The organism is bacterium Scap17 (genome assembly GCA_013376735.1).
GTDB lineage: Bacteria > Pseudomonadota > Gammaproteobacteria > Pseudomonadales > Halomonadaceae > Cobetia.
Window position 1 is genome coordinate 2,014,261 of the sequence record VINJ01000001.1, and the last position, 20,876, is coordinate 2,035,136.

Genomic DNA, 20,876 nt, shown 5'->3' on the forward strand with positions numbered 1-20,876 from the left:
GCTCTGCTCACTTCACATCAGCTCAGCTCGGATCCGAATCATTGCGAGTGCACACTGACAGCACGATGGCATCTTCTTCGCTGGTAGAAACCAGAGCGTGACCCATGTCGGAGTCAAAATAGATGCTGTCACCCTCACTCAGCGGCAAGGGTTCATAGAATTCCGAATAGAGCAGAATGCTGCCCGCCAATACCATCAGGAACTCCTCGCCGTCGTGACGCACCCAGTCGGGGAAGTCATCGAAGCTGCGCGCACGCACGCGAGTCTTGAAGGGAATCATGCGTTTCTGCGCCAGCTGCCAGGACAGCAGCTCGTGCTCATAGGTCGGTGTCGGGTGTGACTTGCCATCGCCGACGCGCGTCAGATCGCGACGCCCGAGAGTGCCACTCTGGCGCTTGGGCGGGCTCAGCAGCTGCGGCAGGTCGATGTTGAGTCCATGAATCAACTTCTGGACCGCAGTGAAGGTCGGCGAGATCTGCTCATTCTCGATCTTGGACAATGTCGAGCGTGCCAGCCCCGTGCGCTGGCTGACATCTTCCAGCGTCCAATGATGGGAGAGGCGGATCTGCTTCACGCGTTCGCCAAGCTTCAGGGGCTCAACGAAGGGTTTGCGACCGGAAGCGATCCGGACGGCGGCGTCCTTGTCTGTCGGTGTGCTCATGAGAGTGGCTTCGCTATGGGCGTGATATTGGCGGCGCACGACATTGAGTGTCGCAGCGCTGTCAGCTGGCGATAAAGTTTACTATCGGAAACTTTATCGCCAGCTTATCACAGCATGGCAAGTGCGCATCATCCCGACACGTAGCCAACATGGCTGTCCGCGACATGGCTGTCTGTAACACTTAAGGCTTGCTGGTGCTCGCGTGATGCAGCGACAGGTTTCGTGGCTGCGGGAAACCTGTCGCGAGGTGTGGCGCGCGCTAGGGGGGGAAGCCACCGGTGCGGGGGATGCCCAGCGCTAGAACAGCCGGGCACTAGAACAGCAAGGCGCTAGAACAGCGGGTGATCACGCTCATCCTCGGCGGGCTTGGCAAGCGGCGGCTGGACGCCGTCTGGTGTGCCAGTGGCGGAGCGGGTTGGGAGGGTATCCACGGTGGGAGGCGCGAGATTGAGCTGATCTAATGGGCACTGGCCGGGGCGTTGGCCGCTGGCACGCGCATCGAGGCCATCTTGCATCGGCAAGCCCGCCAGCGCCTTGAGATGCGCCTCGGTGCTGCGCCCCAGTGCCTCCAGGCAATACCCGCCCTCCAGCACGGAGACGATACGCCCGTGGCAATGACGCCGCGCGACATCCATCGCCAGCAGGGTGACCCAGTAATAGTCGTCATCTTCCAGGCACAGTTCCGCCATCGGGTCTTCACGATGCGCATCAAAGCCCGCCGAGATCAGGATCAACTCCGGCTTGAAATCATCCAGCTTCTTCAGCCATTGGGCTTCAATGGCGCGCCGGAAGGCCAGTGAGCCGCTGCCTTCGCTCAAGGGGGTGTTGTGAATGTGCTCCCAGCGGCTCTCCAGATAACGCCAAGGGTACATGGCGTCTTGGAAGGAGGAGCACACCAGCGTATCGGGATCATGCTTGAAGATATCGACGGTGCCGTTGCCCTGGTGCACATCGAAATCGAGGATCGCGATCCGCTTCACTCCGTAATGCTGGCGGGCGTGCAGGGCGCCCACCGCCACGTTGTTGTAGAAGCAGAAACCCATCGCATCGGCGCGTTCGGCATGGTGGCCCGGTGGGCGCACGGCGCAGAAGACGTTGTCGGCCTGATCGCGCATCACTTGGTCGACCCCGCGTACCACCGCGCCGGCGGCCAGTCGCGCCGCGACAAGGCTATCGGCACACATCACGGTGTCTTCGTTGATGGTCAGCAGTTGCCCGGCCTGGGGCGGGCATTTTTCCAGTGCCTGCAGGTGGCGCATGGGGTGCACGCGCGCCAGCTGTTCAAGCGTTGCCGCTCGCGCACTGTATTGCTGGACATGCTGAATCACGCCGCTCAGCGCCAGCTGACGTTCGATGGCCTGCAGACGCAGTGGGCTCTCGGGATGGGTGGGGCCCATGAAATGCTGACCGCAGTCGCGATGGGAGATGTAGGAGGTGATCATCGGCATGCCTGCGTGAGTGTGCGTGTCATAATGGTCTGCACCATGACGTAACAGTAAGAGTCGTCAATGGCATGAGCCAGTCGCCGATGGTCTACCTTGTTTCACGCATGAAGGGCGCGAGGATGGCTGTTCAGACCTGCGCTTTCGCGGCATGCTGCTCATATCGCGCTGACGAGGCGCAACCGCTGACAGGACAAGCCTATGGGAACGCGATTTCTGCGCAATTTCTTCGAGCCCGCCAGTATCGTGGTGATCGGCGCTTCGGAAAAGCCGCATTCACTGGGCGGGCAGGTATTGCGCAATCTGCTTGAAGGGGGCTTCAAGGGCACCCTGACGGTGGTCAATCCCAAGGGATATGAGACGGTGCATGGCGTGGCGTGCGTCAAGCGGGTCAGTGAGCTGGAGCAGGTGCCGGACCTGGCCATTCTGTGCTCACCGCCGGATACCTTGCCGCGTGTGGTCGAGAAGCTGGGCCGGCGCGGCGTCAAGGCGGCGCTGCTGATTTCGGGAGGTGTCGCGCCGACACCGGTCAGCTCGTTGGCTCGCGTTACCGGCAAGGGGCTTGAGATGCTGTCACGCCGCGATGGGCTGAACTTCTCTGCCCCGCGCCTGCCGGGCATTCACACGTCTATTTCGAGCAAGTCAGGCCCCAATCCCTCCGCCACCGAGTCGTCGTCTTTGGATGAGGCCGGCGAGCCTTTAGCGTCGAGCCCCGAGCGCTATCCGCGAATCGCCGACAGCACGGACGACGTGCTGGATGCCTCGCAGGCACGTGAGCCGGGTGTCGAAGTCCCGCGTATCCACCGGGATCAGGAAAGCCTCAACAGTCGGTTGCTAAAGGCCGCCCGTGGCAGTGGGATCCGCCTGCTCGGACCGGAATGCATGGGCATCTGCGTGCCCAACCGCCACCTGAATGCCTCCTTCAGCGGGCAGCCAGTGGTCAAAGGCAAGGTCGCCTATCTCGGCCAGTCGGGGATGCTGGGCAATGCGATGATCGACTGGGCGGCTGGGCGCGGCATCGGCTTCTCGCATCTGGTGACCCTGGGCGACAGCGTCGATGTGATGCTGCCCGACCTGATCGACTATCTGAACCAGTACGGGCCGTCGCAGGCCTTGTTGTTGCACCTGGAGCGCATTCACGACCCGATGCATTTCATGACCGCGCTGCGTGAAGCGTCCCGCAATCGGCTGGTGCTGGCGATCAAGAGCGGGCGCACCCCCGAGGCCGACCTGTTCGGCACACATGTCACGCGGGGCGTGCCCAATCGCGACCGGATCGTCGATGTTGCCCTCGCGCGTGCCGGGGTGGTGCGTGTCAATGACAGCGAAGACATGTTCGATGCGCTGGAGACGCTGAATCGCATGAAGCCGTTGCGCGGTGATCGACTGGCGATCGTCTCCAATGGGTTGGGCCCGGCCTTGCTGGCCATCGACAAGCTGATGGCGGGTGGCGGCAAGTTGGCCGAGCTGAGTGAGGAGAGCCGCCAGGCGCTGCTCAAGGCCGAGTTGGACGTCAGCCTGCCGGGGCGTAATCCGGTGGATCTGGGCGGCAATGCTACGCCACAAGACTTCCTGGCCGCGGTCAACATCGTGGCCAATGACCGTGGCGTGGACGCCGTGCTGGTCGTGCATGCGCCGACACGTCTTGCACCTTCGCGGGCTACGGCCGAGGCGCTGGTGGCGCATCGCAAGCAATTCCGACGCAACCTGCTGACCAGCTGGATGGGACTTGAGCAGGCACTTTCGGCCCGTCATGAATGTCATCTGGCCGGCATCCCGACCTATCTGTCACCTGAGAAGGGCGTCAAGGCCTTCCTGCAGATGGTCGATTATCACCGCGTGCAGACACTGTTGCAGCAGACGCCACCGAGCCTGGCCTTCTCGACCAGTGCCGAGATCCGCGCCCGTGCCCATGACCTGGTGCATAGCGCGCGGCGTGCGGGCCGTGAATGGTTGACCCACTCGGAGACGGCGCAGGTGCTCGATACCTACGGCATCGCGACCGCGCCCAGCCGCTATGTACTCGACGCCGCTGAAGGCGTGCGTGCCATCGTCGAGTTGCAGCGTTCTGCCACGGATGACGACAAGCCTTCTCGTCAGGGCCCCTATGCGCTGCGCGTGGTGCATGAACACAACAGCCAGCCGTTCCGCTATCGCCGCTACCCACAGCGGTTGTCTTCCGGCGTGGTGCAGGACCTTTCCGGTCCGGAGGATATCGCGCTGGCGATCCGCCGCATCACCCAGAAGGTGGCGGAGGGCGATGCCGAGCGCGGTCGCAGTGACCACGAGCGTACGCGCATTCATGAGTTCTGCCTGCAGCCGATGCAGCGTGGCAAGCACTCGCTGCAGTTGAGTGCAGGTATCACGCGCGATGACGAATTCGGCCCGGTGATCGTGTTCGGTATCGGCGGTTACAAGGTCAATGTGCTGGCGGACCGCCAGGTGGCCTTGCCGCCCCTCAACATGACACTGGCGCGTGAGTTGATCTCGCGCAGCCATGCCTCCCGCCTGATCGCCGAGCACTCGCCGGACCCGGAGCGCGATTTCGAGCGCGTCAGCACGCTGTTGATCAAGCTCTCACAGTTGGCATCGGATTTGCCTGACATAAGAGGGTTGGAAATCAATCCGTTGTTGCTCAACCGTGAGGAAGCCGTGGCGGTGGACTTCGCGTTGGATCTCGGCAAACCGGCTCGTTTCGCGATCATGCCGTATCCGGAGGAGCTGCGTGAATGGGTGTCGCTGGACAATGGCATGTACGTCGAGGTGCGCCCGATACGCGGCGAGGATGCGCCCTTGATCACGGCCTTCCATGCGCGGCTCTCCGAGGAGAGCATTCGTTTCCGCTACTTCCACCACAAGGCGGCGCTGACTCAGCGAGATCTCGCGTTGCTCGCCCAGATCAATTACGACCGCCAGATGGCCTTCATCGCCGAGCGTGAAGTGGAAGTCCAGTCAGGTCAGTCGCCGCAGCGCGAGATGCTGGGGGTGGTGCGGGTATGGAATGACCCGGACAACATTCGCACCGAGTTCTCCGTCATCATCCGCGATGACATGCAAGGCGAAGGGATCGGTCGTCTGCTGATGGAGAAGATGCTGCGCTATTGCCGCTCGCTGGGCACGCTGGAGATGGTCGGCAAGATCATGATCGACAACCATCCGATGCGTGCCCTGATGAAGCACCTTGGCTTCACCTGTCGCTACAACATGGAGGAGCAGGTCATCGATGCCAGCATCCGTCTCAACGAGCCGGTCAGTGATTGGCAGCGCCTGAGGCTGGAAGCCAAGGCCTGATGCGCCTTGTTGGTGCATGGGCTCATTTGATAGGCGTGTGCGGGGGGTGTTCAAGGGCGCGTGCACGCCAGGCGGTTCTCGGCCACACGCAATGCGTCAGGGGATGGAGAGCAATAGACCAATAACAACATGCAATGTCGTGATTCAGGGAGGTACCAGCAAGAAGCGTCAAGAGCATACCACCTTGGTCGTATAAACGTCTGTTCGTGTTTGAGCGCTTATCAATAAAACTGTATTGTGATTACAAATATAAGAATCCTTTATGGATAATGGCGCAGGGGATGACACAGTATTCTGTCAGCAGGTCGGCAAGCGCAGCTTGCGGCCAGATTGCGCGATGTCAGCGGCAGGGTGAGCCATTCTCCCTGCCGGATTGAGTGCGTAATGGACAGAATCCGTGAATATTTCCTGCCCGCTGACGACAGGAAAGCCAATGACTGACACTCGCGACGTGAAGATTCGAGTGCGCAATCTGAGCAAGGTGTTCGGCAATCAGCCCGACAAGGCACTCAAATTGCGTGATGAGGGCATGAAGCGCCCTGAGATTCTCGAGAAGACTGGCCAGACGTTGGGGCTTTCCAACGTGGAATTTGATGTGATGGAAGGCGAGTTGCTGGTCATCATGGGGCTGTCCGGTTCCGGGAAATCGACCCTGATCCGCTGCCTGAACCGGTTGATCGAGCCGACGGAGGGCGAGATCCTCATCGATGGCGATGATGTCGCCAAGCTGGATGACAAGTCGCTGTTGCGCTGTCGCCGCAAGCATTTCTCGATGGTGTTCCAGAATTTCGCGCTCTTTCCGCATCGCACTGTGCAGCAGAACGCCGAATTCGGCCTCGAGGTGCGCGGTGAGGACAAGACGGTCTGTTATCAGCGTGGGCGCGATGCGCTCAAGCAGGTAGGGCTGGAAGGGTGGGAAGATGCCTATCCCAGCCAGCTCTCGGGTGGCATGCAGCAACGGGTCGGCCTGGCACGCGCCCTGGCCAACGACTCAAGCGTTCTGCTGATGGACGAAGCCTTTTCGGCGCTTGATCCTCTGATTCGCAAGGACATGCAGCAGGAGTTGCTGGCGCTGCAGCACAAGATGAAGAAGACCACCATCTTCATCACCCACGACCTCGATGAAGCTCTGTCCATCGGCGACCGCATCATCCTGCTCAAGGATGGCGAGATCGTGCAGATCGGCTCCCCCGAAAGCATCCTCACTTCCCCGGCCAATGATTATGTGGCGCGCTTCGTCGAAGGCGTCGACATGTCGCGTATCCTCACTGCGCGCTCGGCGATGACCGATGTGCGGGCCACCGCACGTGATGACGATGGCCCGCGCACGGCGCTGCGCAAGATGGGCGACAACGGCCTCGACAGCCTGTTCGTGGTCCGTCGTGATCGCACCGTGCTCGGGATCATCACCGCCGAGGATACCGAACGTGCCGTGCGCGAGAATCTTACCGATCTCTCGAGCATCATCCACTCCGATTGCTGTCAGGTCTCGCCGGAAGAACCGCTGCACAACCTGTTCGCGATGTTTGCCGGTCATCACCATCCGCTGGCGGTGGTCGATGAGCAATCCCGCCTGTTGGGCGTGGTGATCAAAGGGTCCGTACTCGCGGAACTGGCGGAAGCAGGGGAGGCACACGCATGAGCGACGCAACCGGTTTTACCATCCCGAAGATAGAGCTGGGTGACTGGATCGAGACGGGGCTGGATTACCTGACGACCAACTACTCAGGCATCACCCGCGGTATCTCCAAGTTCACCGAGACCGGCATCGACGTCCTGAACAATGCACTGATGTGGCTGCCCGAGTGGGCGCTGATCGCCCTGGTCGCGCTGCTGTGCTGGCGGCTGGCCGGCCCGCGACTGGCGATCGGCTCGATACTCGGGCTTGGGTTGATCTGGAATCTGGACCTGTGGGACCCGATGATCGAATCGCTGACCCTGGTGGTGATCGCCACCCTGGTCGCCGTGGTCATCGCGGTACCGCTGGGGATACTGGCGGCACTCTCGGACCGTTTCTACAAGGTCATCATGCCGGTGCTGGACTTCATGCAGACCATGCCGGCTTTCGTCTACCTGATTCCGGCAATCCCCTTCTTCGGTATCGGCTCGGTCTCCGCCATCTTCGCCACCGTGATCTTCTCGATGCCGCCGGCGATTCGCTTCACCACGCTGGGCATTCGGCAGGTGCCCAATGACCTGATCGAAGCGGCCGATGCCTTCGGGGCCACCCGCAGCCAGAAGCTCTTCAAGCTGCAGCTGCCGCTTTCCCTGCCCACCGTGATGGCCGGCATCAACCAGACCATCATGCTGGCACTGTCGATGGTGGTGATCGCGGCCATGATCGGCGCCGATGGCCTGGGGAATGAGGTCTGGAAAGCCATCCAGCGCCTGCGTCCGGGAGATGGTTTCGAAGCGGGCATCGCGGTGGTCATCCTGGCCATGCTGCTCGACCGCCTGACCCAGACCTTCAGCAAGGAAAAGAAGCCCCGTTCATGAGGGGATTCACCAGTGGCCTCCGTGCGCTTTGTGGCTATGCGGAGGCCGCTTCGAGCACTTCCATACCCGACTCAACGTTTGGCCGTCGGCACGCGTTTTTCGACAGATGTGCTTCGATAGACAATGAGTAAATTCGAATGAAGGGGAAAATGATGAACAAGCAAGATGCCTCCCGCACTACCTTGAACGTCACCGCGAAGATGAATGCCGCCACCAAGGCATTGCTGCTCGGCGCTGTCATGTCCTCCTCACTGGCCGGGGCGAGCGCCGTGTATGCCGCCGGTGACAAGGGCGATGTGACGCTGGCCTACGTCGAATGGTCCTCTGAAGTCGCCTCCACCAATGTGGTCAAGGCGGTGCTCGAATCGCAGGGCTACAACGTCGAACTCAAGGCGCTGTCTGCGGCGGCGATGTTCCAGGCGGTCGCCTTCGGCGATGCCGATGGCATGGTCGGTGCGTGGCTCCCCACCACCCACGAAGACTACATGGCCCAGATCGCCGACAAGGTCGACGACCTGGGCGTCAATCTCGAAGGCACCAAGCTGGGGCTGGTCGTGCCGTCCTACAGCAAGCTCGAGACCATCGACGACATCAAGACCCACGGCGATGACATCGATGAGCGCATCATCGGCATCGAGCCGGGCGCAGGTCTGACGCGTCTGACCGAGCAGGTGCTTGAGGACTACGCTCTCGAGGACATCGATCTGACCACCGGCAGCGGCGCGACCATGACCGCCGCGCTGAGCAATGCGATCAAGGGGGAGCGTGAGATCGTCGTCACTGGCTGGACGCCGCATTGGATGTTCGCCCGCTGGGACCTCAAGTACCTGGATGACCCGAAGGGCGTCTACGGCGGTGCCGAGGAGATTCACACCCTGGCGCGCAAGGGACTTGAGGAAGACATGCCGGAGGTCTACGCAATTCTCGACAACTTCGCCTGGACCCCGGCTGACATGGGCGAAGTGATGCTCAACAACCAGGAAGATGACGCCGACCCCTACGAAACCGCCAAGGCATGGGTGGAAAGCCATCAGGATATCGTCAAGGAATGGCTGCCGGCCGCGGCTGAGTGATGCCTGACGCATGACTCACTGAGTCATGAATGACGAAACGCCCCCGCAGGGTCTCCTGTGGGGGCGTTTCGTTGTGTGCCTGCAAGGACGCGTCACTCACACGAGGCGGGCTCAGCCTGAATTGATCAGATCGGATGGGATCAGAACGGACTGGCTCAGAAAGGACGGGTTCAGAAAGGACAAGGACTGCGCACTTCCATTCGCTCACCGCTCACCGGATGGTCGAAGCTGATCATCTCGGCATGCAACATCAGGCGCTCGGCCATGAAGAAGGCCTCATCCGTCGCATAGAGATCGCAGCCCAGGATCGGGTGGCCGATCTGCTGGCTATGGATGCGCAACTGATGCGTGCGGCCTGACACCGGCGTGAACTCGACGCGCGTGCGCGCCGGGTTCTCCAGACGTTCGATGACGCGGAAATCACTGATGGCCGCCTTGCCTGTCTCGTAACAGATCTTTTGCAGTGGGAACTGGTCGACGTCCTTGGCGATGGGCAGCGAGATGCGCCCGCTGTCTTCCTGGAGATGGCCATGCAGGATCGCGGTGTAGGACTTGCCGATGTTGCGGTCCTGAAACTGGCGCGTCAGGTTGCCGTTGGCCGGCTTGTTGAGCGCGACCAGCATGATGCCGGAGGTGCCGAAATCCAGCCGATGCAGCAGCTTGGCGCTGGGGTATTCCTTGACCAGGCGATGATGCAGCGAATCCAGATTGAGCGGATGCTTGCCGGAAAGGCTGAGCAGGCCACTGGGCTTGTGGATCAGCAGAATATCATCGTCGGCGTACAGCACCGCGTAGGTTTCGTGGCAGACGGGAACGATGAACGGGTCGGCTTGTGGCTGCATAGGGGCTCGTCAGTGACATCAAGGAGGGCGGGGCGAAATGGCAAGTGAGGTAATTGCTGGCGTGCTCTAGAGCGCTGGCGCGGTCTAAAGCACGATATCCTGCCAGTGATACTCATACTCATCGTCCTCACCATCCTCAGGCGCACGACCGATGAAGAGACTGGCAGTGAATGCGCGCACGAAGATCACCTGGCTGCCATCCAGTGCGGTCAGCACCTCACCCTTCTTGAGCTTCTTGATCTTGCGCTTGCGTGCTGCGGCAGCATCACGCGCCGCGCGGGTGTCGGTGCGCCACTGGGCGGCAATCTCACCGGGCGCTGTCGACTGTTCGAGCAGTTCTTGTGGGCATTGCAGCGGAATGTCTGGCGTGCCCTCGTCACGGATATGGTATTCCCAGCGGCTGGGATCCCCATTCTTGGGGGCCTGCATCAGGTGCTGGCGAATGAAGGTATGGCCGTGAGGGTGCTCCAGCACGGTATACAGCACATTGCCGACCACGGCGTGATCGACCAGCGAGATGCCATGCCTATCGGACGGGGTGTAGCCGGCCAGCAGACGGTCTACCAGTGTCTGACGTGCCACCTTGGGGGTGCCGCTGTCATCCCAGGCCATGAAGCCTCCAATCTGAGCGTGTCTGGCATCGCAGGCCATGTCGGGGGCACCGGTGAAGCGCAGGCCGACTGGCGTTCGAGAGGCCGAAAGGGCGGCCATTGTCCGGCTTGTGCCCGGCGAGGGCAAGCCGCTGACCGCGCGAATCTGCACCTGCGGGGTCTCAAGGTTAGCGCAAGCGATAACACAAGCGGCACCCCGGACGGCGCCCGCACAGTAACCCGAACAGCAACGCAAGAGGCCCCACATGAGCGGAGCCTCGAAAAGAGCGCTGTGTTGGCGCAGAGTGGCTATCGGCATGGACTGGCTAGCGGGTCAGGGCGCCAGCAGTTGCTTGTGCCATTCGCCGTCTTCGGTGTCCAGGCGCTGGTAGCGCACGCGATCGTGCAGGCGCGAGGGCTGACCCTGCCAGAATTCGATCATCTCCGGTACCACGCGGTAGCCGCCCCAATGCTCCGGACGCGGTACCTCGGTGGTGGCATAGACCTGCTCGAAGCGACCCTGACGCTCGCTGAGCCACTCGCGATCGGGAATCTCGACACTCTGCTGCGAGACCCAGGCGCCCAGCTGGCTTTCCTTGGGACGTGAGGCGAAGTAACGGTCGGAGAGTTCATCCGCGACCTTCTCGACGCTGCCTTCGATACGTACCTGACGCTGCATTGCCGGCCACCAGAAGGTCAGTGCGGCGAAGGGAACATTGGCCAGCTCGCTGCCCTTGTGACTCTGATAGTTGGTATAGAAGATGAAACCCTCACTGTCGCAGCCCTTGAGCAGCACGATGCGTGCATGCGGCTTGCCCTGGCTGTCGACGGTGGAGAGCGTCATGACATTGGCGTCGTTGTCATCGGCGGACAGGGCGCTGGTCAACCACTCCTGAAACAGCTCGAAGGGCTCCAGCGGTGTGTTCGCAAGGCTCAGGCCATCACCGGAATAGGTTCTGCGCACATCGGCGATATCGCGGTTCATGGTGGGCTCCCTTGATGAATTGCTCATGTAATGACATGACTGTGACCGCTCACGTGCTGGATCGCAAGCCTCAGACACCACCCAGCTGCAGCCACGCCATGTAAAGCCCGGTACCGACGGCAATCGAGAGCAGCGCATTGCGTCGCCACAGATGCAGCCCCGCCACGCAGATGGCCGCGACCAGCATGCCGGCGCCCTCGGCGCTCTCAAGCCAACTCCGCCAGGCCGAGATGCGGTACACGGACTCTGACATGTCAGGCAGCTGCATGGCCGACAGCGAGACGATGATCAGCACGACCATGACGATGGCCGGCAGATAGCGGCCCATGTGCAGAATCAGCGGATGGGCCGAATGGCGGGACAGGAACACGAAGGGCAACGCGCGCGTGGCGAAGGTCGCACCGGCTGACACGGCGATCAACAGCAAGGCCTGCAAGGTCGTCATGGGGTGGTGTGCTCCGGGGCTTGATTGTGCTCAGTCCGGCGCGCGCCAGACGTGTCTTGTGGGGGATGATCGTCACGCGGGGCAGGCGTGACGTGTGGCTGTTGTTTGCCACGTTTGCCACGCTGGTAATGATATTGCCCCAGCAGGAGCGCGCAGGCTGCCGCGATGCTGCCCAGCAACAGCTGGTCTTCCGGCAACAGCCACAGGCCCGCGAGCGTGACCAGCAGGCCGAGCATGAAGGGCCAGCGCTCGCGCAGGGCGAACCACTGTTCGATGCCCAGCACCACGAACAGTGCCGTCAACGCAAACTCGATGCCGCTGCTGTCAAAGCTGAGCTGTCCGGCTGCCAGACCCAGCAGTGTCCCCAGTACCCACCAGGATTGGTTGAGGAAAGTGATGCGCAACATCAGGCGTTGGTCATCACGGCGCGCCACAGGATCATCGCGCTCGCCGCTGCGCGGCAGGCTGGCCAGCAGCGAGTAGGTTTCATCGGTCAGCCCGAAGATGAGGTAGAGCTTGCCAAGGCCCGCCGCGCGGAAGCGCTCCAGCAGCGACAGGCCGTAGAAGAGGTGACGCGAATTGAGCAGTAGCGTGGCCACGCAGACCTCGGTAATGCCGGCTCCCGCACCGAGCAATGCCACCGCCAGAAACTGGCCGGCCCCGGCCAGAATGACCAGTGACATGAGAAGGCCCAGCCATGGACTCAACGGCAGCTGGGTGAACAGCACGCCGAAGGCAGCGCCCAGCGGGATATAGCCGAACATCACCGGCAAGGTCTGGTTGAGTGCCTGTTGCCATAGGTGGCGACCGCTGACTGGCTGCCGGGGAGGCGAGCCCGCACCGGCGGTGTCGCCCCGGGAGGCGTGCGAGGTACTGGCCGGGGAAGGCGATGACATGGCGAGAGTTCCATTCTGCGCAGGCGGGGTGAAGATGGGCGACACATGCAGGGGGCCTTCAAGAGGCCGAGTCCCCACAAGCTGCAGACAATCTACGCAGCATATAATGTCATCAAGTGTCAGGCGATGCTGCCAAGGTGGCAGCTGGCAGTGGAAAGTGCTGACTCAGCGCTTCATTACTGATATTTCACATGTCTCATGGCGGCAGAGCGGGTTGATTGACCGTGGGTCGCCAGGTCACGGCCACCTATGCTGGCCTGTAGTCGCTCGTTGGCTGCCTATCGCTGCCTGACCACATGCCGTGCCATCAAAGGTTCATTCGCTGAGGGAGTCATCACGATGAGTTCGAACCGATCCCGCAAGGCCTCGTCTGATACGCCGCTTGCCGGTCCGGGCGAGCCTTCGCCGCTGCGCAGTGTCGTGATCTGGGGGCTGGCCATCCGGCTGTTCCACCTGCTGCTGATTTTGGCGATCATCGGCATGTGGTACACCGCCGAGGTGGGTGCAGGGCTCGATTTTCCGATGGTTTGGCACGCACGGCTGGGATATTGCGTGATCGGGCTGGTGGTATTTCGCCTCATCTGGGGGCTGGTGGGCAGCGGGCATGCTCGCTTCAGCCGCTTCGTGGCGTCACCGCGCACGACCTGGCGCTATGCCGGTGACTTTCTGGCGGGTCGCGCGCCATGCCATGCAGGCCATAACCCCTTGGGGGGCTGGATGACGCTGACCATGTTGCTGGTGCTGGCGATTCAGGGATCGAGCGGGCTGTTTCTGACCGATGACCTGCTGTTCGAAGGGCCCCTGCATGACCGGGTCCCAGCGAGTGTCGCCGAGGGGCTGGCCTGGGTGCATCACACCAATATCACGCTGCTGTGGGGGCTGATCGCCCTGCATCTGATGGCTATCGTCTGGCACGGCCTGCGCGGTGAGTGGTTGATCTGGGCGATGGTGCATGGCCGCAAGCATTTCAGGCGCGATGAGTCGGTGGCAGACGAGGGTGAGCCAGTGCCACCTTCACGCCCACGCAGGTGGCTCGCGCTGGGGTTGGCGATCGGTATTGCCGTTCTGGTCATCTGGCAGGGGGCGCAGTTGCCGTAAGCTCTGCTTGCTTTCACTCATGCTTTCGCTCTGACTTTCGCCCTCAAGTATGCCAAGACGCAAAAGCGCCGCCACGAGCAATCTCATGGCGGCGCTTTTGCGTCCTGAAGGAGCTTTGGCGATATCAGTCAGCGCGATACTGCTGATGACAGCCCTTGCAGGTCTTGGCTGTCTCGACGAACTGGCTGCGCAGGGCGTCAAGATCCTGACTGACGGCGGCGTCGGCCAATGCCCGGCTCTGGGTCATCAGCGCTTCTGCACGCTTGTCGAAGCCTGCACGGTCGCTCTCTATCTTGCTCAGCGCGTCGGTATCACCGTCGTAGGAGCCGGCGATGAAGCCCTCCCATGGCATCTGAGCCAACAGCGCCAGTCGCTCGGCGCGGGTGCGAAACTCCTCGACATCATAGTCCTGCTTGCCCTTGACCATCGCACCCATCGGACTGAACTGCCATGCCAGCGTCTGGAAGACAGCCTGGCGATACTGGATGGCATCTTCCGTCTTGTCAGCCAGTGCCGGAGGCGACGCCAACAGGCTGGCAAGCACTGCGCCAGCCGCTAGCACGCCAGTGGTCAGGCGGTTGCGCGAAATGCCCCCAGGGCGCGGAAAAGACAAGTGTGTTGTCAGGCTGATCATGACAAAGCCTCGCTGTGGTCAACTCGCAAAGCCGATACAGCATAGGCGGCTTGCGATGGTTGAGGAGACACGCTGGAAGGAGCGGTGGGTAAGGGTGGGGAAAGCGGCAAGCCGCCATGGGAAGGCGCAGACCGATACCCGCCATTCTAGTCGGCTATTTTACGGCTATTCTAGCCGAACAAGGCACGACGAGAAGGGCGGGCAATGGAGAGGCCAGGGCTTGATCAGGCCTGCGGCTGACGCTTGAGGTTGCGCGAGCGGAAACGGGCGTAAGCCATGCTGGAAATGAACAGCCCCAGTGCCGCCAGTGCTTCAAGTCCACCGATGACGGCGTGGCCAGGCACACCGGCCAGCATCACGCCCTGCATGATGTAGAGCAGGCTGACGAACGCCAGCCAGACATGGCCACGTGCCCGGCGGGTGAAGATGGCGGGCAGAAACAGGGCGAGCGGCAGCAGGCGGACCAGCAGCGGCACCAGGCCGTTGTTCTCGCTCTGGGCCATCAATTGCATGCCGCCGATCAGCAGCAGCAGGGCAAGCGCCGCGAAACTTGCGATCACGCCGCGACGGCTCTTGGCTTCCAGCGTATCGAGCCCCTGATCACGTTCCAGTCGTTCAAGCCAGGCACGCATCTATTTCGTCTCCCTGAGCGATTGCATGGCAAGGGCCAGGCGAGCGATGCGCTTGCCCTGCGCCAGTGCCAGGCGCTGTTCGTTGTCATCGACGTCGTTGTCGCCACGCTTGCCGCTGACGTGGGTCGTGCCGTAGGGCGTGCCGCCCTGGGTTGTCTCGAGCAACTCGGTGGCGCTGTAGGGCACGCCAGCATAGACCATGCCGTGGTGCAACAGCGGAATCAGCATGGTGATCAGTGTGGTTTCCTGGCCGCCATGCAGAGAGCTTGAGGCACTGAAGGCGGTGGCAGGCTTGTCGATCAAGGCCCCGTTCATCCACAGCTCACTGGTGGAGTCCAGGAAGTACTTGAGCGGTGCCGCCATGTTGCCGAAACGGGTCGGGCTGCCCAGCGCCAGGCCCGCACAATGGCGCAGGTCGTCCAGCTCGACATACATGGCCCCGCTGTCGGGGATTTCCGGCTCGGTCTGCTCACAGGTGGCCGAGATCTCGGGCACCCGGCGCAGGCGCGCCTCGACACCGCTGATGGACTCGATACCGGCGGCGATCTGCTCGGCCAGCGTGCGGGTCGCACCATGGCGGGAGTAATAGAGGACGAGGACGTACGGCGTCGCGTCGGGGGTCGTTGCGGACATGAGCTTCCTCAGGTGGATGACAATCTATCGAAAGGGGCAAGCCGAGCGCCTGGGTGAGCACACCCTGTCAGCGGGGACTCAGGCATCACCCAGCAGCACCAGCACATCTTCGGGCGGGCGCCCGATGACGGCACGCTTGCCATCATCGAGAATCGGTCGCTGCATCAGTTTCGGCGTTGCGGCAATCGCATCGAGGCGTTGCGCGTCACTGGGGTCTACAAGGCCCAGCGCCTTCCACTCGGCTTCGTTCTCACGGGTCAGAGCCCGCGCTCCGCCTTGCACGCGGGCGGCCAAGGCCCCGAGCTGTTCGCGATCGAGAGGGTGCTCCAGGTAGCGGACAATCTCGAGGTCACTCACCTCGAGACGCGAGGTCAAAAGGGCCAGTGTTTCCCGTGACTTGGAGCAACGCGGGTTGTGGTAGAGTTTCAGGATCGACATGACTGTCTCCATTTTCGAACAGACGATGGGGCATCACGCAGGCGCTACTGGCCATGGCCGGCGGTGGCGTATGCATCAGGCACGCATTGTAGAGGGGCGCACAAGAATGCCACAACTGCCAGGGATTACGCGGGGCATGCCCGCCATCGGCGTCATTCTCAAGCTGGTATCACGATTCAACTACCATGACGGCAAGAAGACCGCGTCGGCACTGACCTATACGACGCTGTTCGCCATTGTGCCTCTGATGACGGTCATCTATGCGATGTTTGCCGTCATTCCCAGTTTCGATGGGGTAGGCGATCAACTGCAGACCACGGTGTTCTCCCAGTTTCTGCCCTCGACCGGCGCTACGGTGCTCGAGTATCTCAACGAGTTCTCCGGTCAGGCGCGCAATCTGACCTCGGTGGGTCTGATCTTCCTATTCGTGACCTCGGTGATGATGATGATCACCATCGAAGGCGCCTTCAATGCCATCTGGCAGGTGCCGGAAGGGCGCAAGGGGCTGTCGAGCTTCCTGATGTACTGGGCCGTCCTGACGTTGGGGCCGCTGATGCTGGGCTCGGGCTTCTTGCTGTCGTCCTTTCTGACCTCGCTGTCCTTCTTCGACTCGGCTGCCGAGATGCTGGGCGGCAAGGCCTTGCTGCTGCGTCTGTTGCCGCCGCTGTTGAGCGCTGCGGCCTTCACCTTCATCTATGCCGCGGTGCCCAACTGCAAGGTTCGCCTGCGTGACGCCGCAGTCGGCGCGCTGACCACGGCGCTGGCGCTGGAGCTGGCCAAGGCGGGCTTCTCGCTCTACGTGACGCATTTCCCGTCCTATCAGGCCATCTACGGCGCCTTCGCGGCCGTGCCGCTCTTCCTGCTGTGGGTGTTCCTGTCCTGGTGCATTGTGCTGTTGGGGGCGGAGGTTGCGGCCTGGATGGGCGAACGCTCCAATGCTGACTGGCATCGCTGGCCGCCGTTCTGGCAGACCCTTGGCGCCGTGATGCTGCTCAAGGATGCCCATGAGCACGGTGAGCCGCTGTCTGATGATCGCCTCACGGAGGTGCTGGGCAGTCGTTATCGCCGAGTCCTCAAGCCGCTGATCGCCGAGAACATCGCCAGCCAGACCCAGGATGGCCAATGGGTACTGGGGCGTGACCTCAACCATTACTCTCTGTGGGAAATGGCCCATGCCTTGCCTTGGGAGTTGCCGGCCGGCGAGGCGGGCGAAGCGCCGCATCCGCGCCTCGAGCCGCTGCGCGAAGCGCTGGCGCATGCGCGCGCCGCCGAGAAGGAACGCATGGCCTGCAGCCTGGTGGATGTTCTGCCCGGAGTGGAGGAGGTGGACGCTGAGTCCGCGGCGGTGGAGAAGAAGGGCTCGCAGGATCCCCCACTTGCCGCGACCTGAAGGCGACGGATACGCGATGGCAAGGTGACAGCCCGAGGTTGAATGGGCAGAATGCGCACACTGTGCCGACGGCTCTCCCCGCACAGGGTGCGGCGAACGCCGAAGACTGATGACAATGAAAAGGCCCGACTCCCGCTCGGGCCTTTTTATTTGTCTCTCACGCATGACCCGGAACCGCTCGCTTGTCTTGCTAGAAGTCGACCTGCACGCTGGAGAGCCTGACTGAAGTATGGGTGAGGTATGGGTGAGGTGTGAGTGAGACAGGTCAGCTGGCGGCGGCTCGCCGTGCAGACACGCAAGTGAAAGGTTGGCATGCCAGACTGACGACGGTGCCTTGCCCGCTGCCTGATGTGACCTTTGCGCGACCTGTGTGCCAGCGCGAATGCGAGCGGCGAGGCGAGAGCTGGCAGTCTCCCGGTGGCCAGGCACGATGGAATTGACGATGTGGCGTGCCAGTCCCTGGCGCGCCTGACATGCATGAGGGTGCCGTTCGCGGCGCCCGCTGGAGGTGACAACCCGCCGATGAAAAGCTCTGCTCCTGAGAAGGCCCCGCTGGTCAAGTTGCGTGGCATTTCCAAGACCTTTGGTGATCGCAAGGTGTTGGACAGCCTTGACTTGGATTTGAACGATAGTGAGTTCGTCACGCTGCTGGGCCCGTCCGGTTGCGGCAAGACCACCGTGCTGAGAATGATCGCCGGTTTCGAATCGCCGGATAGCGGCACTATCACGCTCGAGTCGACGGCCTTGCATGAGCGTCCCGCTCACCAGCGCCCGGTCAATACCGTCTTCCAGAGCTATGCGCTGTTTCCGCATATGAACCTCTATGACAACGTGGCCTTCGGTCTGCGCATGGAGAAGGTCGCCAAGGCCGAGATTCATGAGCGGGTGCGCGAAGCGCTGGAGATGGTGCAACTGGCCCATCTGTCGGACCGCCGCCCGGACCAGCTCTCCGGCGGGCAGCAGCAGCGCGTCGCGATTGCCCGCGCCGTGGTCAAGCGGCCACGCGTCCTGTTGCTCGATGAGCCGCTGTCGGCGCTGGACTACAAGCTGCGCAAGCAGATGCAGAATGAGCTCAAGCGTCTGCAGCGCCGCCTCGGCATCACCTTCGTGTTCGTCACCCATGATCAGGAAGAGGCGCTGTCGATGTCCGATCGCGTGGTGGTGATGCGCGAAGGTGGCATCGAGCAGATCGGCACACCGCGTGAGGTCTATGAATCGCCGAGCACGCTGTTCGTGGCGCGCTTCGTCGGTGAGATCAACCAGCTGGCGGCACAGGTCGTGCGCCCCGCGGCGACGGCCGGACGCATTGAGATCACGCTGCTCGGTCAGACGCTGGAACTCAGCAGCCATGGCCGCGCCTATCAGGGCGGAGAGGCGGTGCAGGTGCTGCTGCGCCCGGAAGACATGCGACTCAAGGGCGCCGAGGACAGCGAAGGTTTCCCGGCACGGGTCATCGAGCGAAACTACAAAGGCATGACCTTGGACACGGTGCTGGAGCTGGACAGCGGTCAGCAGTTGCTGGCCAGCGAATTCTTCGACGAGGATGATCCTGACTTCGACTATCGCCTTGGCGAGCGCGTACGTGTCAGCTGGGTGCCGGACTGGGAGATCATCCTGCCCGATGATGCGCCTGCCGTGACGGGAGCGGGTGCATGAGTCTAGCGCGCAATCCCTTCAAGACGGCCACCCTGACCGTCATCTGGGGCTGGCTGATCCTGCTGGTGCTGGCCCCGACGCTGCTGGTGGTGCTGGTCAGTCTGATGCCGGAAAACACCGGCCAGCTGCTGGGCGGTGAGCTGTCGCCGAGTACGCTGTGGCAGGGCTTCGTGACCAACTATGGCCAGATGATCAGCCCGGTGTATCTGAGCGTCTTCGGTCATTCGCTGTGGATCGGCCTGGTCACGACGCTGATCTGTCTGCTGCTCGGCTATCCCTTCGCGTGGATGATCTCGCGGGCCAGTCCGCGCCTGCAGCCCTTGCTGCTGCTGTTGGTGATCATTCCGTTCTGGACCAACTCGCTGATCCGCATCTATGCCCTGCGCACGCTGATCGCCACGCGCGGGCTGCTCAACGATGTGCTGATGAATCTCGGCCTGATCGATGCGCCGCTGCGTCTGCTGTATACCGAGGAGGCGGTGATCGTGGGGCTGGTCTACATGCTGCTGCCGTTCATGATCCTGCCGCTGTATGCCGTCTTCGAGCAGTTGAATCGCCCGACACTGGAGGCGGCCCGCGACCTTGGCGCCAATGGTCTGGCCACCTTCCGCCATATCGTGCTGCCACTGACCATGCCGGGCATCATCGCGGGCGTACTGCTGGTGTTCCTGCCGGCGATGGGCATGTTCTATGTCTCGGACCTGCTGGGCGGTTCGCGCCATCCGCTGATCGGCAACATCATCAAGGGTCAGTTCCTGGAGGCCAACAACTGGACCTTCGGCGCGGCGATCAGCGTGATGCTGACGCTGGTGATGGCGTTCCTGCTGTTGGCCTATTACCGCAGCGTCAAGCTCTTCAAGCGTGAGGTGACCCTATGAAGGCGAGCGCCGCGCTGCGTTGGTTCAGCCGCTGCTATCTGACGCTGATCTTCACGCTGTTGTATGTGCCGATCCTGGTGTTGATCGGCATCTCGTTCAATGACTCACGCAACCCCTTCGTGTGGGGCGGCTTCAGCCTGCGCTGGTACGACAAGCTGCTGAGCAATGGCAATCTGATGGAGGCTGCGCTCAATACGTTGTGGCTCGGGGTGACGGCGGCGACGCTGGCGACCCTGATCGGCACACTGACGGCCACCGCGCTTTATCGCTATCGCTTTCGTGGCAAGCCGCTGCTCAATGGCATGCTATTCACGGTGATGATGATGCCGGACATCGTGATGGCGATCGCCTTCCTGGCGCTGTTCATTGCGTTGGGTATCCAGCTGGGTTATTTCTCGCTGCTGGTCTCGCACGCCACCTTCTGTCTGCCGTTCGTGGTGATCACCGTCTATTCCCGCCTGACGGGCATCAACCCGCAGTTGCTGGAAGCGGCGCGTGATCTGGGGGCCAGTGAAGCCCGCGCCGTCTGGCACGTGCTGGTACCGGCGCTGATGCCGGCGATCGCCTCCGGCTGGCTGCTGAGCTTCACCCTGTCGCTGGATGATGTAGTGATCTCGACCTTCGTTACCGGGCCGACCTTCGAGGTGCTGCCGCTGCGCATCTACTCGATGGTGCGACTGGGGCTAAAACCTGAAGTGAATGCATTGGCAACCCTGCTGTTGGGGCTGTCTCTCTGTCTGCTGTTGATTTCACAGTTGTTGCTCAAGGAGAAAAAATAACATGCAAGGTACCCGTT

At 62.0% G+C, this 20,876-nt stretch carries 20 protein-coding genes and 1 pseudogene; 10 read left to right on the forward strand and 11 right to left on the reverse strand.

Translation table 11 applies throughout. The features are described from left to right. Window positions 1–22: 22 nt before the first annotated feature. Together FLM52_08665 and FLM52_08670 are read right to left on the reverse strand one after the other, a co-directional pair. Entirely contained in the window at window positions 23–661 is a 639-nt protein-coding gene (locus tag FLM52_08665; protein ID NVN55857.1) for a helix-turn-helix domain-containing protein, read from the reverse strand. A 329-nt stretch (window positions 662–990) separates the two neighbouring features. Continuing rightward, entirely contained in the window at window positions 991–2,103 is a 1,113-nt protein-coding gene (locus tag FLM52_08670) for a histone deacetylase family protein (GenBank protein ID NVN55858.1), read from the reverse strand. A 201-nt stretch (window positions 2,104–2,304) separates the two neighbouring features. Here FLM52_08670 and FLM52_08675 point away from each other — a divergent pair. The 5 genes and pseudogenes from FLM52_08675 to FLM52_08695 all read left to right on the forward strand — a co-directional run bounded on the left by FLM52_08675 (window position 2,305) and on the right by FLM52_08695 (window position 8,963). After that, window positions 2,305–2,616 (forward strand): annotated as a pseudogene (locus FLM52_08675) (GNAT family N-acetyltransferase). Window positions 2,617–2,670: 54 nt separating this feature from the next. Continuing rightward, window positions 2,671–5,394 carry a bifunctional acetate--CoA ligase family protein/GNAT family N-acetyltransferase gene (locus FLM52_08680; GenBank protein ID NVN55859.1) on the forward strand — a complete coding sequence of 908 codons (2,724 nt, stop codon included), beginning with the start codon at window positions 2,671–2,673 and terminating at the stop codon, window positions 5,392–5,394. Window positions 5,395–5,827: 433 nt separating this feature from the next. Then, a complete protein-coding gene (locus tag FLM52_08685) occupies window positions 5,828–7,036 on the forward strand; it encodes a glycine betaine/L-proline ABC transporter ATP-binding protein (protein ID NVN55860.1) in 1,209 nt (402 codons plus the stop codon). Next, window positions 7,033–7,890, forward strand: coding sequence for a proline/glycine betaine ABC transporter permease (locus tag FLM52_08690; GenBank protein NVN55861.1), 858 nt, complete (start codon window positions 7,033–7,035; stop codon window positions 7,888–7,890). Before FLM52_08685 ends, FLM52_08690 begins: the two co-directional genes overlap by 4 nt. Before the next feature lie 200 nt (window positions 7,891–8,090). Further along, the gene (locus tag FLM52_08695) at window positions 8,091–8,963 is read left to right on the forward strand and encodes a glycine betaine ABC transporter substrate-binding protein (protein NVN55862.1); all 873 of its coding nucleotides are present in this window, start codon (window positions 8,091–8,093) and stop codon (window positions 8,961–8,963) included. A gap of 170 nt (window positions 8,964–9,133) precedes the next feature. On the opposite strand, the gene FLM52_08700 is transcribed toward FLM52_08695, so the two are convergent. The 5 genes from FLM52_08700 to FLM52_08720 all read right to left on the reverse strand — a co-directional run bounded on the left by FLM52_08700 (window position 9,134) and on the right by FLM52_08720 (window position 12,721). Further along, window positions 9,134–9,805, reverse strand: coding sequence for an RluA family pseudouridine synthase (locus FLM52_08700; GenBank protein ID NVN55863.1), 672 nt, complete (start codon window positions 9,803–9,805; stop codon window positions 9,134–9,136). A gap of 84 nt (window positions 9,806–9,889) precedes the next feature. Then, entirely contained in the window at window positions 9,890–10,417 is a 528-nt protein-coding gene (locus FLM52_08705; protein NVN55864.1) for a hypothetical protein, read from the reverse strand. 312 nt (window positions 10,418–10,729) lie between these two features. Next, window positions 10,730–11,380 carry a pyridoxamine 5'-phosphate oxidase gene (gene pdxH, locus FLM52_08710; GenBank protein NVN55865.1) on the reverse strand — a complete coding sequence of 217 codons (651 nt, stop codon included), beginning with the start codon at window positions 11,378–11,380 and terminating at the stop codon, window positions 10,730–10,732. A 70-nt stretch (window positions 11,381–11,450) separates the two neighbouring features. Continuing rightward, window positions 11,451–11,825, reverse strand: coding sequence for a branched-chain amino acid transporter (locus FLM52_08715; protein NVN55866.1), 375 nt, complete (start codon window positions 11,823–11,825; stop codon window positions 11,451–11,453). After that, complete coding sequence (locus tag FLM52_08720) at window positions 11,822–12,721, reverse strand: AzlC family ABC transporter permease (protein ID NVN55867.1); 900 nt, start codon at window positions 12,719–12,721, stop codon at window positions 11,822–11,824. The genes FLM52_08715 and FLM52_08720 overlap by 4 nt, the downstream gene beginning before the upstream one ends. A 249-nt stretch (window positions 12,722–12,970) precedes the next feature. Between FLM52_08720 and FLM52_08725 the strand changes: the two genes are divergently transcribed. After that, window positions 12,971–13,819 carry a cytochrome B gene (locus FLM52_08725; GenBank protein ID NVN55868.1) on the forward strand — a complete coding sequence of 283 codons (849 nt, stop codon included), beginning with the start codon at window positions 12,971–12,973 and terminating at the stop codon, window positions 13,817–13,819. Window positions 13,820–13,943: 124 nt separating this feature from the next. On the opposite strand, the gene FLM52_08730 is transcribed toward FLM52_08725, so the two are convergent. From FLM52_08730 to FLM52_08745, 4 genes are all read right to left on the reverse strand, one after another. Further along, complete coding sequence (locus tag FLM52_08730) at window positions 13,944–14,453, reverse strand: cytochrome c (protein ID NVN55869.1); 510 nt, start codon at window positions 14,451–14,453, stop codon at window positions 13,944–13,946. A 224-nt stretch (window positions 14,454–14,677) separates the two neighbouring features. After that, window positions 14,678–15,085 carry a DUF2069 domain-containing protein gene (locus FLM52_08735; protein NVN55870.1) on the reverse strand — a complete coding sequence of 136 codons (408 nt, stop codon included), beginning with the start codon at window positions 15,083–15,085 and terminating at the stop codon, window positions 14,678–14,680. Next, complete coding sequence (wrbA, locus tag FLM52_08740) at window positions 15,086–15,718, reverse strand: NAD(P)H:quinone oxidoreductase (GenBank protein NVN55871.1); 633 nt, start codon at window positions 15,716–15,718, stop codon at window positions 15,086–15,088. 78 nt (window positions 15,719–15,796) lie between these two features. Further along, entirely contained in the window at window positions 15,797–16,156 is a 360-nt protein-coding gene (locus FLM52_08745) for an arsenate reductase family protein (protein NVN55872.1), read from the reverse strand. Between FLM52_08745 and FLM52_08750 the strand changes: the two genes are divergently transcribed. The 4 genes from FLM52_08750 to potC all read left to right on the forward strand — a co-directional run bounded on the left by FLM52_08750 (window position 16,155) and on the right by potC (window position 20,859). Further along, window positions 16,155–17,546, forward strand: a complete 1,392-nt coding sequence (locus FLM52_08750) for a YihY family inner membrane protein (GenBank protein NVN55873.1) — start codon at window positions 16,155–16,157, stop codon at window positions 17,544–17,546. The genes FLM52_08745 and FLM52_08750 overlap by 2 nt on opposite strands. Window positions 17,547–18,068: 522 nt before the next feature. Beyond that, window positions 18,069–19,202: a spermidine/putrescine ABC transporter ATP-binding protein PotA gene (gene potA / locus FLM52_08755; protein NVN55874.1), complete on the forward strand. Its 1,134-nt coding sequence runs from the start codon at window positions 18,069–18,071 to the stop codon at window positions 19,200–19,202. After that, a complete protein-coding gene (potB, locus tag FLM52_08760) occupies window positions 19,199–20,080 on the forward strand; it encodes a spermidine/putrescine ABC transporter permease PotB (protein ID NVN55875.1) in 882 nt (293 codons plus the stop codon). The genes potA and potB overlap by 4 nt, the downstream gene beginning before the upstream one ends. After that, complete coding sequence (gene potC, locus FLM52_08765; GenBank protein ID NVN55876.1) at window positions 20,077–20,859, forward strand: spermidine/putrescine ABC transporter permease PotC; 783 nt, start codon at window positions 20,077–20,079, stop codon at window positions 20,857–20,859. Before potB ends, potC begins: the two co-directional genes overlap by 4 nt. Window positions 20,860–20,876 lie beyond the last annotated feature (17 nt).

Bases quoted from the DNA above. Each gene is read 5' to 3' on its own strand.
- FLM52_08665 (NVN55857.1), bottom strand. From the start codon at position 661: ATGAGCACACCGACAGACAAGGACGCCGCCGTCCGGATCGCTTCCGGT.
- FLM52_08670 (NVN55858.1), bottom strand. From the start codon at position 2,103: ATGATCACCTCCTACATCTCCCATCGCGACTGCGGTCAGCATTTCATG.
- FLM52_08680 (NVN55859.1), top strand. From the start codon at position 2,671: ATGCTGTCACGCCGCGATGGGCTGAACTTCTCTGCCCCGCGCCTGCCG.
- FLM52_08685 (NVN55860.1), top strand. From the start codon at position 5,828: ATGACTGACACTCGCGACGTGAAGATTCGAGTGCGCAATCTGAGCAAG.
- FLM52_08690 (NVN55861.1), top strand. From the start codon at position 7,033: ATGAGCGACGCAACCGGTTTTACCATCCCGAAGATAGAGCTGGGTGAC.
- FLM52_08695 (NVN55862.1), top strand. From the start codon at position 8,091: ATGAATGCCGCCACCAAGGCATTGCTGCTCGGCGCTGTCATGTCCTCC.
- FLM52_08700 (NVN55863.1), bottom strand. From the start codon at position 9,805: ATGCAGCCACAAGCCGACCCGTTCATCGTTCCCGTCTGCCACGAAACC.
- FLM52_08705 (NVN55864.1), bottom strand. From the start codon at position 10,417: ATGGCCTGGGATGACAGCGGCACCCCCAAGGTGGCACGTCAGACACTG.
- pdxH (NVN55865.1), bottom strand. From the start codon at position 11,380: ATGAACCGCGATATCGCCGATGTGCGCAGAACCTATTCCGGTGATGGC.
- FLM52_08715 (NVN55866.1), bottom strand. From the start codon at position 11,825: ATGACGACCTTGCAGGCCTTGCTGTTGATCGCCGTGTCAGCCGGTGCG.
- FLM52_08720 (NVN55867.1), bottom strand. From the start codon at position 12,721: ATGTCATCGCCTTCCCCGGCCAGTACCTCGCACGCCTCCCGGGGCGAC.
- FLM52_08725 (NVN55868.1), top strand. From the start codon at position 12,971: ATGCTGGCCTGTAGTCGCTCGTTGGCTGCCTATCGCTGCCTGACCACA.
- FLM52_08730 (NVN55869.1), bottom strand. From the start codon at position 14,453: ATGATCAGCCTGACAACACACTTGTCTTTTCCGCGCCCTGGGGGCATT.
- FLM52_08735 (NVN55870.1), bottom strand. From the start codon at position 15,085: ATGCGTGCCTGGCTTGAACGACTGGAACGTGATCAGGGGCTCGATACG.
- wrbA (NVN55871.1), bottom strand. From the start codon at position 15,718: ATGTCCGCAACGACCCCCGACGCGACGCCGTACGTCCTCGTCCTCTAT.
- FLM52_08750 (NVN55873.1), top strand. From the start codon at position 16,155: ATGACTGTCTCCATTTTCGAACAGACGATGGGGCATCACGCAGGCGCT.
- FLM52_08745 (NVN55872.1), bottom strand. From the start codon at position 16,156: ATGTCGATCCTGAAACTCTACCACAACCCGCGTTGCTCCAAGTCACGG.
- potA (NVN55874.1), top strand. From the start codon at position 18,069: ATGAAAAGCTCTGCTCCTGAGAAGGCCCCGCTGGTCAAGTTGCGTGGC.
- potB (NVN55875.1), top strand. From the start codon at position 19,199: ATGAGTCTAGCGCGCAATCCCTTCAAGACGGCCACCCTGACCGTCATC.
- potC (NVN55876.1), top strand. From the start codon at position 20,077: ATGAAGGCGAGCGCCGCGCTGCGTTGGTTCAGCCGCTGCTATCTGACG.